Raw genomic sequence first — 15220 nt, 5'->3', positions numbered from 1 at the left:
GCCCGATAGGACCGGTCAAAGGCGACATTCACCTGGCGGGGCCGGTGAGGTGAATGCCTCCTTTGACCGGTGAGTGGTCAAAGGGGACATCGACCTCGGGTCAGAACTTGCGGATCACGTCGTCGGCGAAACGGGCCAGGGACTCCTTCTTCACCTCGACGTCCGCGTCGAAGCCGTGGCCTTCGAGGACCCACGGGACGACGATGGCGTCGGTGACCCCGGCTTCGGCCTGCTCCCGGTAGCCGTCCAGGCCGAAGCGGTCCACGCACACCGCCTGGATCTCGAAGGGCTGCTCGCCGCGACCGTGCTCGGCGCGCAGCTCGCCGAGCCGCTTGATGGTGGCGCGCAGGTCCTTGATCCGCATCATCGCCGAGGACCACCCGTCACCGCGCAGCGCGGCCCGGCGCAACGCCCGCTCGGTGTGCCCGCCGATGTAGATCGGCACCTGGGCGCCGGGCGCGGGGGAGATGCGCAGGCGGTCGAAGTCGAAGAACTCGCCGTGGTGCTCGACCATCCCGCCGCCGAGGATCAACCGCAGCACGTCGATCGCCTCGTCCACTCGCGGGCCGCGCCGCTCGAAGGGGGCGCCGCACCACTCGAACTCCTCCGGCGTCCAGCCGATGCCGATGCCGAGCCCGAAGCGATCCCCGGTGAGCGCGGCGACCGAGGCGACCTGCCGCGACAGCAGCACCGGATTGCGCGGACCGAGCTTGAGCACGGACGTGTAGAACCGGAGCCGCTCGGTCACCGCGCCCATCGCCGCGGCCGCCACCAGCGGGTCGGTCCACGGCGTCTCTTCGGTCCACATCCGCTTGCCGTCCGGCGTGTAGGGGTAGTCGGCGGCGACGTCTTCGGAGTAGAACAGGGAATCCGGCAGCGCGATGGCGGAGAAGCCGAGTTCCTCGGCCGTCCGCGCGAGTTCGGTGAGCTGGTCCAGCGGGCACATGGCCACCGACAACGTGAACTTCATGAGCGCTCACCCGGCCGGTCCGCGCCCACGACCCACATCGAGAAGTACTGCGAGCCGCCGCCGTAAGCGTGCCCGAGCGCGGTGCGCGCCCCGTCCACCTGGTGGTCTCCCGCCCGTTTCATCACTTGCATCGCCGCCTCCGCGAAGCGCAACATGCCGGAGGCGCCGATCGGGTTCGACGACAGCACACCCCCGGACGGGTTGATCGGCAGCCGTCCGCCGATGGCGGTCTCGCCTGCCTCGGTCAGCCGCCAGCCGGAGCCCTCGTCGGTGAACCCCAGGTTCTCCAGCCACATCGGCTCGAACCAGGAGAACGGCACGTAGATCTCCGCGACGTCGATCTCGGACAGCGGGTCGCTGATCCCGGCCTGCTTCCACAACGCGGCGGCCGCGTCCCGGCCGGCCTGCGGGTTCACCTGGTCCCGCCCGGCGAACGTGGTGGGCTCGGTGCGCATCGCGGTCGCGTGGATCCACGCCACCGGTTGCGTCGCGGCCTGGGCGGCCGATTCGCCGCCGAGCACGATGGCGCAGGCACCGTCGGAGGACGGGCAGGTCTCGTCGTAGCGGATCGGATCCCACAGCATCTGCGAGGCGAGCACCGACTCCACCGTCAGGTCCGATTGCCGCACGTGCGCCCACGGGTTCTTGCTGCCGTTGAGCCGGTCCTTCACCGCCACCATCGCGCCGATGTGCTCCGGGGCACCGGATCGGCGGATGTAGGAGCGCACGTGCGGGGCGAAATAGCCGCCCGCTCCGGCTCCCACCGGCATGCTGAACGGCGGCATGATCGACAGCGCCCACATGGCGTTCGACTCGGACTGCTTCTCGAACGAGACCGCGAGCACCCGGCGGTGCACGCCGCCTTGCACCAGGCTCGCGGCCACGTTCGCGGTGGACCCGCCGACGGAACCCGCGGTGTGCACCCGCAGGAGGGGTTTTCCGTTCGCGCCCAAGGCATCGGCGAGCATCAGCTCCGGCATCATGACGCCCTCGAACAGGTCGGGGGCCTTGCCGACGACGACCGCGTCCACGTCCGCCCAGCCGACTCCGGCGTCGGCCATGGCCCGGTCGACCGCTTCGCGGCACAGTCCGGCCATCGACACGTCGGTGCGGCGGCTGGCGTGCCGGGTCTGACCGGTTCCGAGCACCGCGGCGATCTGCTTGCCCATCAGCCCTCCATCACGCACACGAGATTCTGCTGCAGCGCCGGGCCGCTGGTGGCGTGCGCGAGAACCTTGCCCGCTTCGCCCGACCACACCCGGCTCGCCGCCTCGCCGATCCGGGAGAGCCCGGCGGCGAACATCGGATTGCCGCACAACGCCCCACCGGACGGGTTGATCCGCGTCGATTCGCCCAGTCCGATCGCGGTGCGCAGCAGGATCTCCTGGTGGCTGAACGGGGCGTGCAGCTCGGCGACCTCGACGCCCGTCGCGTCCGCGGCGCTCGCCGCATCCGAAGTGGACGGTGACGCGGTGAGGTCGCGGCCGCCCAGTTGCGCGGACTCGACGCGGTGTTCCAGTCCGGTGATCCACGCCGGTCGTGCACGCAGTTCGCGTGCTCGGTCCGCGCTCGCCAGCAGCACCGCGGAGGCGCCGTCGGTGATGGGCGCGCAGTCGTGAGCACGCAGCGGATCCGCCACGTAGGGCCGTTCCAGCAGGTCGGACACCTGCACCTCACCGGAGACCTGCGCGTTCGGGTTCCGCTGCGCATCGGCCCTCGATCGGGCGGCGACCTGCGCCATCTGCTGTTCGCTGAACAGCCCGGAGTCCAGCCCGAGGCGAGCCTGCAATCCGGCCACGGCAACGGAATCCGGCCACAGCGGTGCGACGAAGTACGGATCGAGCTGCATCGCCAGCGTCCGGCGCAGATCACCGGCGGAGGACTTGCCGAAGCCGTACACCAGCGCGGTGTCCACCTCACCGGTACGGATCTTGACCCAGGCCTCGAACAGCGCCCACGCCGCGTCCATCTCCACGTGCGACTCGTTGATCGGTGGAAACGCGCCGATGGCGTCGATCGCCGCGATGAACGAGAACGCCCGCCCCGCCAAGTAGTCGGAGGAACCGGAGCACCAGAACCCGATGTCCTTCTTGGACAGTCCGGTGCCGTCGAGCAGCTCGTCGAAGACCGGCACCAGCATCTCCACGCCGTTCGTGGTGCCGTGGGTGGCGCGGACGTTCGGCGCTTGGGCGAACCCGACGACGGCGACATCGCTTTCGGTCATTCTCGCGCTCCCTCACGATGTTCGGTTCTCCGGTGGGCTCACAGGTGGTGGGCGTAGGACTTGTACGGCGCGTCCGGTTCGCCCGACGGTGTGAAGTGGTCGATGTTCTGCAGCGTCGTGTCCCACTCCGCGCGCGGTTTCCACTCGGCGCGCACCCGCATCCCCATCCGGACGTCTTCGGCGGCGCAGCCGAGCACCAGGTGCAGGAACGCGATGTCGGCGCCGTCGAGCAGCACGTAGGCCGCGACGTAGGGCGGCTGGATGCGCTGGCCCAGGAACGGCACGTTCACGATGCAGAAGGTCGTCACGATCCCGGTGTCGGGCAGTTCGACCTCTTCTTCGGTGGGCACGCCGTCGGTGGGGCAGGCGCCGCGCGGCGGGATGTAGACCTTCCCGCACGCCGGGCAGCGCTGCCCCAGCAACCTGCCTTCGGCGAGCCCACGCAGGTAACGGCTCTCCTCCGGGGAGGCGGAATGCCGGTAGTGCAGGTGGATCGGCGTGGTCAGCTTGGTGACCGGCTCGTCCGAATCCGCGGGTGCGGGCGCCTGCTGCGCGGCGTCCTCGACCGGATCGAAGCAGGCGATGTCCCGGATGCCGCCGACCGGCTCCGCCGCCCACCTGGCGCGCACCCGCATTCCGGTGCGCATCCGATCGGGAGTCCCGGCGTCGACGGCGTGCAGCAGCGCGGTGTCGGCGCCGTCCAGCCGGATCAGCGCCCAGCCGAACGCGTGCCGCAACGGCTGGCCCTCCAGCGGCTGCGGCGTCCACGACCAGCTCAGCACCGTGCCGTCGGAACCGACGTCCACCAGCTCGTCGAGGGGTTCGAAGGTGAGCGGGTCGTACTCGACGGCGGGAACGTGCACTCGGCCGTCCGAGCCGCGCACTCCGGTGATCCGCCGCTGCCGGAGCGCGGTGGCGAAGCGGCCGAGCACTGATCCCAGGGAACGGGTGTAGTCGAAACCGACTTCCAGCGGTGCGCTGAGCGGTTCGGAGGTCTCAGTCACGCCGCTAAGTGAAACATGTTCTCGCCAAGGCGGCAATGTTCGGAGCACGATGGGGACGGCCGCGGCCACCCGGTCGCCACCGGATGCGAGGAGGTTCGTCGTGCGGATCGGTCTGCAACTCGGATATTGGGGAGCGACGCCCCCGGAGGGCGCCGGGGAGCTCGTCGTCGAAGCGGAAAAAGCCGGTTTCGACGGGGTTTTCGCCGCCGAGTCCTGGGGCTCCGACGCGTTCACCCCGCTCGCCTGGTGGGGTGCGAGCACCAGCCGCGTCCGGCTCGGCACCTCGGTGGCGCAGCTGTCCGCGCGCTCGCCGGCCGCCTGCGCGATGCACGCGCTGACCCTCGATCACCTCTCCGGCGGGCGGTGCGTGCTCGGACTCGGCGTCTCCGGGCCGCAGGTGGTGGAGGGCTGGTACGGCGCTCCGTTCGGGAAACCCTTGGCGCGCACCAGGGAATACGTCTCCATCGTGCGTCAAGTGCTCGCCCGCGAACAGCCCGTGCGCAACGACGGGCCGCACTATCCGCTGCCCGCGGCCGGCCCGGGATCGCTCGGGCTGGGCAAGTCGCTGCGGTCGATCACCCACCCGCTGCGCGCCGACCTGCCCATCTGGCTCGGCGCGGAGGGGCCGCGCAACGTCGCGCAGACCGCGGAGATCGCGGACGGCTGGATCGCGGTGTACTTCTCGCCGCGCGTCGCGCCGCTCTACGAGGAATGGCTGGCCGACGGTTTCGCCCGGTCCGGCGCCCGGCGGGACCGAGCGGGATTCGAGGTGGCCGCCACCTGTCCGGTCGTGGTCACCGACGACCCGGCAGCGGAGAAAGCCAAGGTCAAGCCCTCGCTGGCGCTCTACATCGGCGGCATGGGGGCGACCAAGATGAACTTCCACGCCGACCTGTTCCGGCGGATGGGGTATCCCGAGGCGGTCGAGGAGATCACCGCGCGGTTCCGCGCCGGCCGCCGCGCGGAGGCCGCCGCGGCGGTGCCGGACGAGCTCGTAGACGACGTCTCCATCATCGGCGACCGCGAGCAGGTGCGCGCCGGCGTGCGGACCTGGCGCGCGGCGGGAGTGGACACCCTGCTCGTCGGCTGCCGAGACGTCGCGCAACTGCGCGCCGTGGCCGATGCGGTGCTCGGCGCGGAGGACGAGTCCTTGCCGTCTGGATGAAACACGTTCTAGCTTGGTGGGCATTGTCAGCACCTGGGAACAGGAGTGCGCCGTGACAGCAATCGGACTCTGGAAGATCGCAGCGGAACATCCGGACCGCAAGGCCCTGGTCACCCCGGACGGCGAGGAGATCGGGTACGGGGCGCTGGCCGCCGACGCCGACCGGATCGGCCGCGGCCTGCAGGCGATGGGCCTGGAGCCCGGCGACAGCATCGTGCTGATGCTGCCCAACGGTGCCGAGCTGCTCGCGGCGTACTTCGCCGCGATGCAGACCGGGCTCTACGTCGTCACGGTGAACTGGCACCTGGTCGGTGCGGAGGTCGCCTACATCGTCGAGGACAGCGGGGCGAAGGCGTTCCTCGCGCACGAACGCTTCGCCGGTGCCGCGACGGAAGCGGCGAAGCTGGCCGGCCTGCCCGGCGATCGCTGCTTCGCGGCAGGGGAGGTCTCCGGTTTCCGGCGACTCGCCGAACTCGGTGCGGGCGAGCCCGTCGCGCGTCCGGACGTGCGGACCGCGGGCTCGCCGATGCTCTACACCTCCGGCACGACGGGTCGTCCGAAAGGGGTGCGCCGCGCGCTCTCCGGCGCCGATCCCGACGAGGTTCCGGCGCAGTCCCAGGGATTCTTCGGGATCTTCGGAATCCAGGCGTTCGACGGGCACGTGCACCTGTGCGGGTCGCCGCTGTATCACACGGCGGTGCTGAACTTCGTGAGCATTTCCATCCAGCTGGGCCATCCGGCGGTGCTGATGGACCGGTGGGATCCGGAGCGGATGCTCGAGCTGATCGAGCGGCACCGGGTGACTCACACGCACATGGTTCCCACGCAGTTCCACCGCCTGCTCGCGCTGCCGGACGAGGTGCGCGACCGCTACGACGTGTCCTCGCTGCGCGCGGCGATCCACGGTGCCGCGCCGTGTCCGATCGAGGTGAAGCGGCGGATGCTCGACTGGTGGGGGCCGGTGGTGGTCGAGTACTACGCGGCGACCGAAGGCGGCGGAACCGTGATCCCCGCGCAGGAGTGGCTGCGCAAACCGGGCTCGGTCGGGCAGGCGTGGCCGGGTTCGGTGGTGAAGGTGCTCGGTGATGACGGCGCGGAGCTGCCGCCGGGCGAGCTCGGCACGGTCTACATGCGGATGGGCACGTCCAAGTTCGAGTACCACCAGGATCCGGAGAAGACCCGCAGCGCCCGGGTCGGTGACCTGTTCACCCTCGGCGATGTGGGCTACCTGGACGAGGACGGCTATCTGTACCTGCGGGACCGGAAGAGCGACATGATCATCTCAGGTGGGGTGAACATCTACCCGGCCGAGATCGAGAACGTGTTGTCGATTCACCCGAAGGTCGCGGACATCGCCGTGTTCGGCGTGCCGCACCAGGATTGGGGCGAGCAGGTGCAGGCCGTGGTGCAGCCGGCGGCGGGCTGCGCGGGCGGCGCCGAACTGGCCGCGGAGCTGCTGGAGTTCGCCACCGAGAAGCTCGCGAAGTTCAAACTCCCGCGCAACATCGATTTCACCGAGCAGCTTCCCCGAGATCCGAACGGCAAGCTGTACAAGCGAAAGCTCAAAGATCAGTACTCGTGACGCGCTGGACGGGCCGCTCGCCCCAGCCGGGGCGAACGGCCCGCTCGTGCGTCAGTTCCCGTGGAACCTCGGGGTGCGCTTCTCGGCGAACGCGCGCGGGCCTTCCTTGGCGTCGGCGCTGCGGAACACCTCCAGGCCGAGCCGGGTGTCGACCTGGAACGCTTCGTTCTCCGGCATTCCCTCGGTATCGCGCATGGTCCGCAGAATCGCCCGGACCGCCAGCGGGCCGTTGGCGGCCACGGCCTCGGCCAGTTCCAGGGCGGTGCTCAGCGCCTCGCCGTCCGGGACGACGCGACCGATGAGCCCGATCTCCTTGGCCTCGTCGGCGGTCAGATGCCTGCCGGTCAGCAGGATCTCGGCGGCCAGCGTGTACGGGATCTGGCGCGGCAGCCGCACCGCCGAACCGCCCAACGGGAACAGGCCCCACTTGCACTCGGAGACGCCGAAACGCGCACCGCGTCCGGCGACGCGGATGTCGGTGCCCTGCAGGATCTCGGTTCCGCCCGCGACGGCCGGGCCTTCCACGGCCGCGATCAGCGGTTTCGTCAGCCTGCGGCCCTTCAGGAGCGGCTCGATCACCGACAGGTCCCGGCCGCTGGTGGTGTCGCCGGGGTGGCTGCTGGTCATCGCCTTGAGGTCGGCGCCCGCGCAGAACGCGCCGCCCGCTCCGGTGAGCACGCAGGCCCGGATCTCGTCGTCGCCGTCGACCTCGTCCCAGGCGGTCTTCATGATCGCCATCATCTCGGCGGACAGCGCGTTGCGAGCGTGCGGCCGGTTCAGCGTCACCACCAGCACCGCCCCGCGGCGCTCGACCAGGCAATCGGGTTCCTCGGCGGTCTGGGCGGGTTCGTGCGGAGGGGTTGTGGGCATGGATTCCTCCGGGAATTCAGTGCGGTGCAACATGAACCGATCGGCCCGTTGCCTCGGACGATAACATGTTCTAGTTTCGATCGGGTGGCACACAACATCGCGGATCTTTTCGAGCACGCCGTCGACCTGACACCCGAGCGCGTCGCCGTGATCTGCGGCGAGGACCGGGTCACCTTCGCCGAACTGGAACGCCGATCGAACCGGCTCGCGCACTACTGGGCTCAGCAAGGGCTCGGCCGGGGCTCGCACATCGGTGTGCACACCCGCAACCGCATCGAGGCGCTGGAGTCGATGCTCGCCGCGTACAAGTTGCGCGCGGTGGCGGTCAACATCAATTATCGCTACGTCGCAGCGGAATTGCGCTACATCTACCAGGACGCGGACCTGGCGGCACTGGTGCACGAGCGCCGCTACAGCGACCGGGCCGCCGAGGCGCTGCCGCCGGACCTGCGCAACGTGCTGGTCCTGGAGGACGGCAGCGACCAGGACTTCACCGGCCACGGCGGAATCTCCTACGAATCCGCGTTGGCGGACTCCTCGCCGGAACGAGACTTCCCGGCCCGCTCCGACGACGACCTGTTCCTGCTCTACACCGGTGGCACGACGGGCAATCCGAAAGGCGTGATGTGGCGCCACGAGGACGTCTGGCGCACCCTCGGCGGCGGCATCGACTTCATGACCGGCGAGCCGATGGCCGACGAATGGCAGCAGGCCCGCGACGGAGCCGCCAACGGCGGCCTGGTGCGATTACCCGCCGCACCCTTCATCCACGGCGCCGCGCAGTGGGCCGCGTTCGGCAACCTGTTCGCCTGCAGCACCGTCGTCATCCTCCCGGAGTTCGACGCGCACGAGACCTGGCGGGCGATCGAGCGTCACGGGGTGCACGTCCTGGCCATCACCGGAGACGCCATGGCCCGCCCGCTGATCGAGGCGCTGCACGAGGGCACCTACGACGTGTCCTCGCTGGTCGCGATCTCCAGCAGCGCAGCGCTGTTCTCGCCGTCGGTGCAGGAGCAGTACCTGGATGCGCTGCCGAACGTGCTGCTCACCGATTCCATCGGGAGCTCCGAGACCGGATTCAGCGGCATCGGCGTGCTCGGCAAAGGCGGCACGCGGACGGGTGGTCCACGGGTGAAAGCGGACTCCGCCACCGCGATCATCGGCCCCGACGGCCGGCTGCTTCCCGCCGATTCCACCGAGGTCGGCCTGCTGGCCCGGTCCGGGCACGTGCCGCTGGGCTACTACAACGATCCCGACAAGTCGGGCTCGGTGTTCGTGGAGATCGACGGCACCCGCTACGTCGTGCCCGGTGACTACGCGCGCTACGAGTCCGACGGCACGGTCACGATGCTGGGCCGCGGGTCGATGTCGGTCAACACCGGCGGGGAGAAGGTCTACCCCGAGGAGGTCGAGGGCGTGCTCAAGGCGCACCCCGACGTGTTCGACGCGCTGGTGTTCGGCGTCCCCGACGAACGGCTCGGACAGTGCGTCGCCGCGGTCGTGCAGACCAGGAACGGTGGCGAACCGGCGTGGGCCGAGCTGGAAGCGCACGCGCGCAGGCACATCGCCGGCTACAAGGTGCCCCGGAAGCTCTGGCTGGCCGCGAAGGTGCGCCGGTCGCCGAGCGGCAAGCCGGACTACCGCTGGGCCTGCACGCATGCCGAACAGCACGAACCGAACGCCGTGAAGCAGCCGGGCACCGCCGCGGTGGCCGACGCGGCCGAAAGGAAGTCCTGATGCGCACTGCCCTCTGCGATCAGCTAGGCATCGAGCACCCGATCGTCGGATTCACCCCGTCCGAGCACGTCGCGGCCGCCATCAGCCGTGCGGGCGGCCTGGGCGTGCTCGGCTGCGTGCGGTTCAACGACGCCGAGGAACTGGACTCGGTGCTGGACTGGATGGACGAGAACACCGGCGGGCGGCCTTACGGCGTGGACGTGGTGATGCCGTCCACGGTGCCCACCGAAGGGTCCGATGTGGACCTGAACGCGATGATTCCGGACGAGCACCGGGAATTCGTGCGCCGGACGCTGAGCGAGCTCGGGGTTCCGGAGCTTCCCGACGACGAGCGCCAGGGTGATGCGGTGCTCGGCTGGCTGCACTCGGTCGCCCGCTCGCACGTGGACGTGGCGCTCAAGCACCCGGTGAAGCTGATCGCGAACGCGCTCGGCTCGCCGCCGCCGGACGTGATCGGACGCGCTCACGAGCACGACATCCTCGTCGCGGCGCTGGCGGGCAAGGCCGAGCACGCCCGCAGGCACGTCGACAAGGGCGTGGACATCGTGGTGGCCCAAGGGCACGAGGCGGGCGGGCACACCGGGGAGATCGCCACGATGGTGCTCGTGCCGGAGATCGTGGACGCCGTGGGCGCGGAGGTTCCGGTGCTGGCCGCGGGCGGCATCGGCTCCGGACGTCAGGTCGCGGCCGCGCTGGCGCTCGGGGCGAGCGGGGCGTGGATGGGGTCGTACTGGCTGGCGACCGAGGAGTACACGCAGACGGTGGGGGAGTCGGCGATGCAGCGGGCGCTGCTGGCCGCCGATTCCAGCGACACCGTGCGCACCCGCATCTACACGGGGAAACCGGCACGGTTGCTCAAAACCCGCTGGACCGAGGCGTGGAGCGAGCGGGACGCGCCGTCGCCACTGCCGATGCCGCTGCAGAACATCCTGGTCAGCGAGGCGCACCAGCGGATCACGCGGTCCAACGACCCCGACGTGGTGTCCATGCCGGTCGGCCAGATCGTCGGGCGCATGAACGCCGTCCGCGACGTCGAAGAGGTGATGGCCACCCTCCTGCGAGAGGCCGACGACACCTTCACCCGCCTCAACGACCTCCGCTGATCACGCCTGATCTCGCACGCCCGGCCTCCTGAGGTGAACGCCTCCTTCGCCCGGTATGGCTGGTCGAACGGGCCGTTCACTCCAGGGCGGTGGAGTGAACGGCCCGTTCGACCAGTGGGATCGGACGGAGGAGGCATTCACCTCGAACGGTTCGCCGGGGGATCGGGGTGGGCGAGGGCGGCGGCTCGGTCCGGGGTGAGGACTTCGTAGGCCGGGCCTGGGCCGGGGCGCCACCAGATGGGGTCCGGGCCGTCGCAGCGCTGTGCGGCGAGTTCGCGTTTGAGGACCTTGTGGGTCTCGGTGCGGGGGAGTTCGGTCGCGATCCGGATGTAGCGCGGGAGCTGCTTGGGGCCGAGGTCCGGTTGGGCGGCGAGGAAATCGGCGAGGTCGACCGGGACGTCGCCGGTCGGGACGATCGCGGCCATCACCTGATCGCCGACTCCGCCGTCCGGCACGGCGTACACGGCGGCTTGGGCGATTCCGGGGTGGCGCAACAGGATTCGCTCGATCGGCGCGGTTCCCAGGTTCTCCCCGTCGACCCGCAGCCAATCGTCGGAACGGCCGACGAAGTAGCAGAACCCGTCGCCGTCCAGATAGGCGAGGTCGCCGCTCCAGTACATCCCGCCGCGCATCCGCCACCGGTCGGCGTCCGGTGCCTTGTAGTACCCGGCGAACGCGCCCGCGCCGGCGGTGTTGACCAGCTCGCCGATCGCCTCCTCCGGATTCGTGACCCGCCCGCCCCGGTCGAAGGACGCGGCCGGGCAGCGGCGGCCCGTCACGGGATGCAGCACCTGCACGCCAGGACCGGGCGTGCCCAGCGAGCCCGGCGGCGCGTCCGGGGTGCGCGCGACGACCACACCGCCCTCGGTGGAACCGAACCCGTCCACCACCCGGCAGCCGAACCGCTCCGCGAACCGCGCGAGATCCCGCTCGGCACCCTCGTTGCCGTACACGATCTTCAGCGGATTGTCCGCGTCGTCCGGGCGGGCCGCAGTGGCGAGGATGAACGAGAGCGGTTTGCCGACGTAATTCGCATACGTCGCGCCGAAACGACGGGCGTCGTCGAGGAACCCGGAGGCGGAGAAGCGCCTCCGCAACGCCACCGCCGCACCGGCCGCCAGGCCCACCGCCCAGCCCGCGAACAGCGCGTTCGAATGGAACAGCGGCATCGACACGTACACGCCGTCCCGCCCGTCCAGTTCGAACCGGTCGGCCAGCATCCGGCCGGGGAACGCGACCTTGCCGTGCGTGCAGCGCACCGCTTTCGGCTCGCCACCGGTGCCGGAGGTGAACAGCAGCGCGAGCAGGTCGTCGGGAACGGCCGCCACCGGCGCGAGCGGCGCGTCCCGATGCGCGGACAGCAACCGTGACCACTCCGGCGAGTCGATCAGCAGCACGTTCCCGTTCGCCGCTCCGAGGTCGGCGCCGGAGAGCAGGTCCGCGTACTTGCGCTCGGTGATCACCCAGCGGCAATCGGCGAGCCGGACGTCGCGAGCCAGCGCCTCCCCGCGACGCCCGGTGTTGAGCCCGACCAGCACGGCGCCGGACAGCGCCGCCGCGCCCAGCAGGAACGAGAACTCCGGCACGTTGTCCAGCAGCACTCCGACGTGCCACGGGCCTTCGCGGCGCAGCGAACGCAGCACCGAGGCGTGCTCGGCGCACTGGCGGACGTGCTGCGACCAGCTCCACTCGCGCTGTTCGAAGCGCAGGCCGGGAGTCTCGTCGTGGGTACGGGCGAGCAGGAAATCGGTAACCGTCGGAGTCGGCTCGGGCATGAGTCTCCTCGGGAGTCCGGGGGATCTGCGTGGTGAGTCGGGCGGTGGAACCTCAGCCGTCCCACCGGCGTTCCGCGGCGGCCCCGCCAAAGCGGACATCGTCGCCTTTGCGCGGAGGCGTCCGAGGACCCGGCGGTGGTCGGTGTTCATCGGATTCGGCGCCGGCGAGAGCCAACGCCGCGGTGCGTTCGACTCCAGGCGGGATCAGTCCTGCTCCGGTTCGTCCTCGGCGAGTGCCGTGCCGATCCTGCGCAGTTGCGCGGTGGCGCCGCCGAGGACGAACTCGCGGCGCTTGGCCGCGACGAAGTACCGGTGCAGGTGGTGTTCGAGGTCGATGCCGACCCCGCCGTGGACGTGGACCGCGGTGTGGGCGACGCGATGCCCGGCTTCGGCGGCCCAGAACTTCGCGGTCGCCACTTCGGTGTCGCAGCGCAGCCCTTCCGCCGCGCGCCACGCGGCCTGCCACATCGTCAACCGAACCGCCTCGACGTCGATGTAGGCGTCCGCGAGCCGTTGGGACACGGCTTGGAACGTCCCGATCGGCCGGTCGAACTGGGTGCGTTCACCGGCGTACTCGGCGGTCAGCTCCAACGCCCGCTCCAGCACGCCGAGCTGTTCCGCGCACACACCCAGCGTGGCGCGAACCTCGAGCCAGGCCGCGACGTCGGCGGCCTCGTCCTCGCCGAGCAGCCGATCGGAGTCCAGCGCGACCCCGGCGAGTTCCAGCCACGCTTCGCTGTCGCCATCGACGACCTCCTGACGCCGCACCGACACGCCCTCGTCGGCGGCGGCCACCACGAACACCAGCGTCGCGTCCGAGGTCGAGGCCGGGACCAGGAAGAAGTCCGCGATCGAACCGGCGGGCACCGCCACCTTCACCCCGTTGAGCACCCACTTCCCGCCGGCCCGCTCGGCGGTCGTCGCAGGAACGGCCGGAGCGGGGTCGGCTCCCTCGGCGAACGCCGTCGTCAGCACGACCTCACCGTCACCGGCGGGACGTGCCCACCGCTCCTGCTGGCGCGAATCGCCGAAGCGCACCACCGCCGCTGCGCCCGATACCAGCGACGCCAGGTAGGGCACCGGTGCGACCGCCCTGCCGAGTTCGATCAGCACGCCGCACTGCTCCAGCAACCCGCAGCCACCGCCGCCGAGCGCCTCCGGCAACGCGGCGTCGAGCACTCCTGCCTTGCCGAGCTCAGTCCACAGCGCACGGTCGAATCGGTCCGGTCCGGACTCCACTTCGCGCAGCCGCTCGGCGGTCACCCGGTCGGTCAAGATGTCGCGAGCCAGCTCGGCCAGGTCGTGCTGTGCCTCGGTCGGTGCGAAATCCATCGTGGAACTCCTCGTGGAGACGGCGGCGGGAACCGGATCAACGCCGGGACTGGGGAAGTCCGAGGCCGACGGTGGAGACGATGTCGCGCTGCACCTCGTTGGTGCCGCCGCCGAAAGTGAGGATCAGTGCCGAGCGGTGCATCCGCTCGATCCGGCCGCGCAGCGCGGCACCGGGTGAACCGGCGCGGACGTGTCCGGCAGGCCCCAGCACCTCCATCAGCAGCCGGTACGCCTCGGTGGCCAGCTCGGTGCCGTAGACCTTGGTCGCCGAGGCAGCGGCGGGCGCGGGTTCCCGCTCCGCCGTCCAGGCGATCTTCCAGTTCATCAGCTTGAGGACTTCCGCGCCCGCGTGCACCCGCGCGAGGTGGTTGCGCACCCACTCCTGGTCGAGCACGCGGCGCCCGTCGGGAAGCGCCGTGTCCCGCGCCCATTCCCGCACGCCCGCCAACGCCGAGGTGATCGGTGCGGCCGAGGTCAGCGCTACCCGCTCGTGGTTGAGCTGGTTGGTGATCAGCGGCCAGCCCGCGTTCTCCTCGCCGACCAGTGCCGTCGCGGGCACCCGCACGTCCTCGTAGTAGGTGGCGCTGGTGGTCGGCCCGGCGACGGTGCGCACCGGGGTCCAGGAGAAGCCCGGCGCGTCGGTCGGCACGACCAGGATGCTGAGCCCCTTGTGCTTGCGCGCCGCCGGATCGGTGCGGCAGGCCAGCCAGATGTAGTCGGCGTACTGCACCAGGCTGGTCCACATCTTCTGGCCGTTGATCACGTACTCGTCGCCGTCGCGGACCGCCGTGGTGCGCAGCGAGGCGAGGTCGGTGCCCGCCTCCGGTTCGGAGTAGCCGATGGCGAAGTGGAGCTCTCCGGCGGCGATGCCGGGCAGGTAGTGCGCCTGCTGCTCGGCAGTGCCGTAGCGCATGATGGTGGGTGCGATGCTGTTGAGCGTCAGGAACGGCACCGGAACTCCCGCGATGGCGGCCTCATCGGTGAAGATGAGCTGTTCCAGCATCGTGCGGCCGTCCCCGCCGTGCTCCCGGGGCCAGCCGAGGGTGAGCCACCCGTCGGTGCCCAGTTGCCGCACGATCCGCTTGTACGCGTCGCCGTCGCCGTAGTCGCCGCCGGTGGTCAGCTCCGCGCGGAGCTCGTCGGTCATCAGTGCCGCGAAGTAGTCGCGCAGCCGCTCCCGCAGCCGTTGCTGACCGGACGTGAAGCCGATGTGCATGTGGCCCCCCTGGCGGGTGTTGTCCTGTCCGGACCGGTGGAACAAGTTCCACTGACCATAGACCGGGGCGCATCGGCTAGTCGACCTCTGCTCGGGGTCGTCTTTTTCGCCAAGGAGTTGCCGAGGTGAGCTAATGTGCAACGTGTTCTACATCAGATTTCGCTGGTTGCCACGGGTTCGGCGAAGAGCGCGGCCCTGTCGCGGAAGCGGTTCAGCCGGGTGAACGCCCGGATGGAGCAGTG

At 70.4% G+C, this 15220-nt stretch carries 12 protein-coding genes; 4 read left to right on the top strand and 8 right to left on the bottom strand.

All coding sequences use genetic code 11. The features are described from left to right. Positions 1-100: 100 nt before the first annotated feature. Genes H2Q94_RS16795 through H2Q94_RS16780 form a run of 4 tightly spaced genes read right to left on the bottom strand, consistent with a single transcriptional unit; the run spans position 101 to position 4198 of the window. Positions 101-970, bottom strand: coding sequence for a TIGR03619 family F420-dependent LLM class oxidoreductase (locus H2Q94_RS16795; protein ID WP_243788121.1), 870 nt, complete (start codon positions 968-970; stop codon positions 101-103). Further along, complete coding sequence (locus H2Q94_RS16790) at positions 967-2139, bottom strand: thiolase domain-containing protein (protein ID WP_243788120.1); 1173 nt, start codon at positions 2137-2139, stop codon at positions 967-969. Before H2Q94_RS16790 ends, H2Q94_RS16795 begins: the two co-directional genes overlap by 4 nt. Next, a complete protein-coding gene (locus tag H2Q94_RS16785; RefSeq protein WP_243788119.1) occupies positions 2139-3194 on the bottom strand; it encodes a thiolase domain-containing protein in 1056 nt (351 codons plus the stop codon). The genes H2Q94_RS16790 and H2Q94_RS16785 overlap by 1 nt, the downstream gene beginning before the upstream one ends. A gap of 38 nt (positions 3195-3232) precedes the next feature. Beyond that, positions 3233-4198, bottom strand: coding sequence for a Zn-ribbon domain-containing OB-fold protein (locus H2Q94_RS16780; RefSeq protein ID WP_243788118.1), 966 nt, complete (start codon positions 4196-4198; stop codon positions 3233-3235). Positions 4199-4298: 100 nt separating this feature from the next. On the opposite strand from H2Q94_RS16780, the gene H2Q94_RS16775 reads away from it, so the two are divergent. Both H2Q94_RS16775 and H2Q94_RS16770 read left to right on the top strand, forming a co-directional pair. Beyond that, positions 4299-5363: an LLM class F420-dependent oxidoreductase gene (locus H2Q94_RS16775; protein WP_243788117.1), complete on the top strand. Its 1065-nt coding sequence runs from the start codon at positions 4299-4301 to the stop codon at positions 5361-5363. A gap of 52 nt (positions 5364-5415) precedes the next feature. Beyond that, positions 5416-6945, top strand: a complete 1530-nt coding sequence (locus tag H2Q94_RS16770) for an acyl-CoA synthetase (protein WP_243788115.1) — start codon at positions 5416-5418, stop codon at positions 6943-6945. Between the two features lie 51 nt (positions 6946-6996). Here H2Q94_RS16770 and H2Q94_RS16765 read toward each other — a convergent pair whose 3' ends face one another. Next, complete coding sequence (locus H2Q94_RS16765; RefSeq protein WP_243788113.1) at positions 6997-7815, bottom strand: crotonase/enoyl-CoA hydratase family protein; 819 nt, start codon at positions 7813-7815, stop codon at positions 6997-6999. Between the two features lie 84 nt (positions 7816-7899). Between H2Q94_RS16765 and H2Q94_RS16760 the strand changes: the two genes are divergently transcribed. Together H2Q94_RS16760 and H2Q94_RS16755 are read left to right on the top strand one after the other, a co-directional pair. Next, entirely contained in the window at positions 7900-9552 is a 1653-nt protein-coding gene (locus tag H2Q94_RS16760) for an acyl-CoA synthetase (protein ID WP_243788111.1), read from the top strand. Next, entirely contained in the window at positions 9552-10655 is a 1104-nt protein-coding gene (locus H2Q94_RS16755) for an NAD(P)H-dependent flavin oxidoreductase (protein WP_243788110.1), read from the top strand. Before H2Q94_RS16760 ends, H2Q94_RS16755 begins: the two co-directional genes overlap by 1 nt. 137 nt (positions 10656-10792) lie before the next feature. Here H2Q94_RS16755 and H2Q94_RS16750 read toward each other — a convergent pair whose 3' ends face one another. The 3 genes from H2Q94_RS16750 to H2Q94_RS16740 all read right to left on the bottom strand — a co-directional run bounded on the left by H2Q94_RS16750 (position 10793) and on the right by H2Q94_RS16740 (position 14978). After that, on the bottom strand, positions 10793-12430 hold the full coding sequence (locus H2Q94_RS16750; protein ID WP_243788109.1) for a long-chain-fatty-acid--CoA ligase: 1638 nt from the start codon (positions 12428-12430) through the stop codon (positions 10793-10795). Positions 12431-12634: 204 nt separating this feature from the next. Then, the gene (locus H2Q94_RS16745) at positions 12635-13762 is read right to left on the bottom strand and encodes an acyl-CoA dehydrogenase family protein (protein WP_243788108.1); all 1128 of its coding nucleotides are present in this window, start codon (positions 13760-13762) and stop codon (positions 12635-12637) included. Positions 13763-13799: 37 nt separating this feature from the next. Further along, positions 13800-14978, bottom strand: a complete 1179-nt coding sequence (locus H2Q94_RS16740; protein ID WP_243788107.1) for an acyl-CoA dehydrogenase family protein — start codon at positions 14976-14978, stop codon at positions 13800-13802. Positions 14979-15220: the final 242 nt, after the last annotated feature.

This window comes from Saccharopolyspora gloriosae, from assembly GCF_022828475.1.
In the GTDB taxonomy this organism is placed as follows: Bacteria; Actinomycetota; Actinomycetes; order Mycobacteriales; family Pseudonocardiaceae; genus Saccharopolyspora_C; species Saccharopolyspora_C gloriosae_A.
The sequence above is the reverse complement of the archived record's forward strand: the minus strand, read 5'-3'. Positions and strand labels throughout refer to the sequence as shown.

Bases quoted from the DNA above. Each gene is read 5' to 3' on its own strand.
- H2Q94_RS16795 (WP_243788121.1), bottom strand. From the start codon at position 970: ATGAAGTTCACGTTGTCGGTGGCCATGTGCCCGCTGGACCAGCTCACC.
- H2Q94_RS16790 (WP_243788120.1), bottom strand. From the start codon at position 2,139: ATGGGCAAGCAGATCGCCGCGGTGCTCGGAACCGGTCAGACCCGGCAC.
- H2Q94_RS16785 (WP_243788119.1), bottom strand. From the start codon at position 3,194: ATGACCGAAAGCGATGTCGCCGTCGTCGGGTTCGCCCAAGCGCCGAAC.
- H2Q94_RS16765 (WP_243788113.1), bottom strand. From the start codon at position 7,815: ATGCCCACAACCCCTCCGCACGAACCCGCCCAGACCGCCGAGGAACCC.
- H2Q94_RS16755 (WP_243788110.1), top strand. From the start codon at position 9,552: ATGCGCACTGCCCTCTGCGATCAGCTAGGCATCGAGCACCCGATCGTC.
- H2Q94_RS16750 (WP_243788109.1), bottom strand. From the start codon at position 12,430: ATGCCCGAGCCGACTCCGACGGTTACCGATTTCCTGCTCGCCCGTACC.
- H2Q94_RS16745 (WP_243788108.1), bottom strand. From the start codon at position 13,762: ATGGATTTCGCACCGACCGAGGCACAGCACGACCTGGCCGAGCTGGCT.
- H2Q94_RS16740 (WP_243788107.1), bottom strand. From the start codon at position 14,978: ATGCACATCGGCTTCACGTCCGGTCAGCAACGGCTGCGGGAGCGGCTG.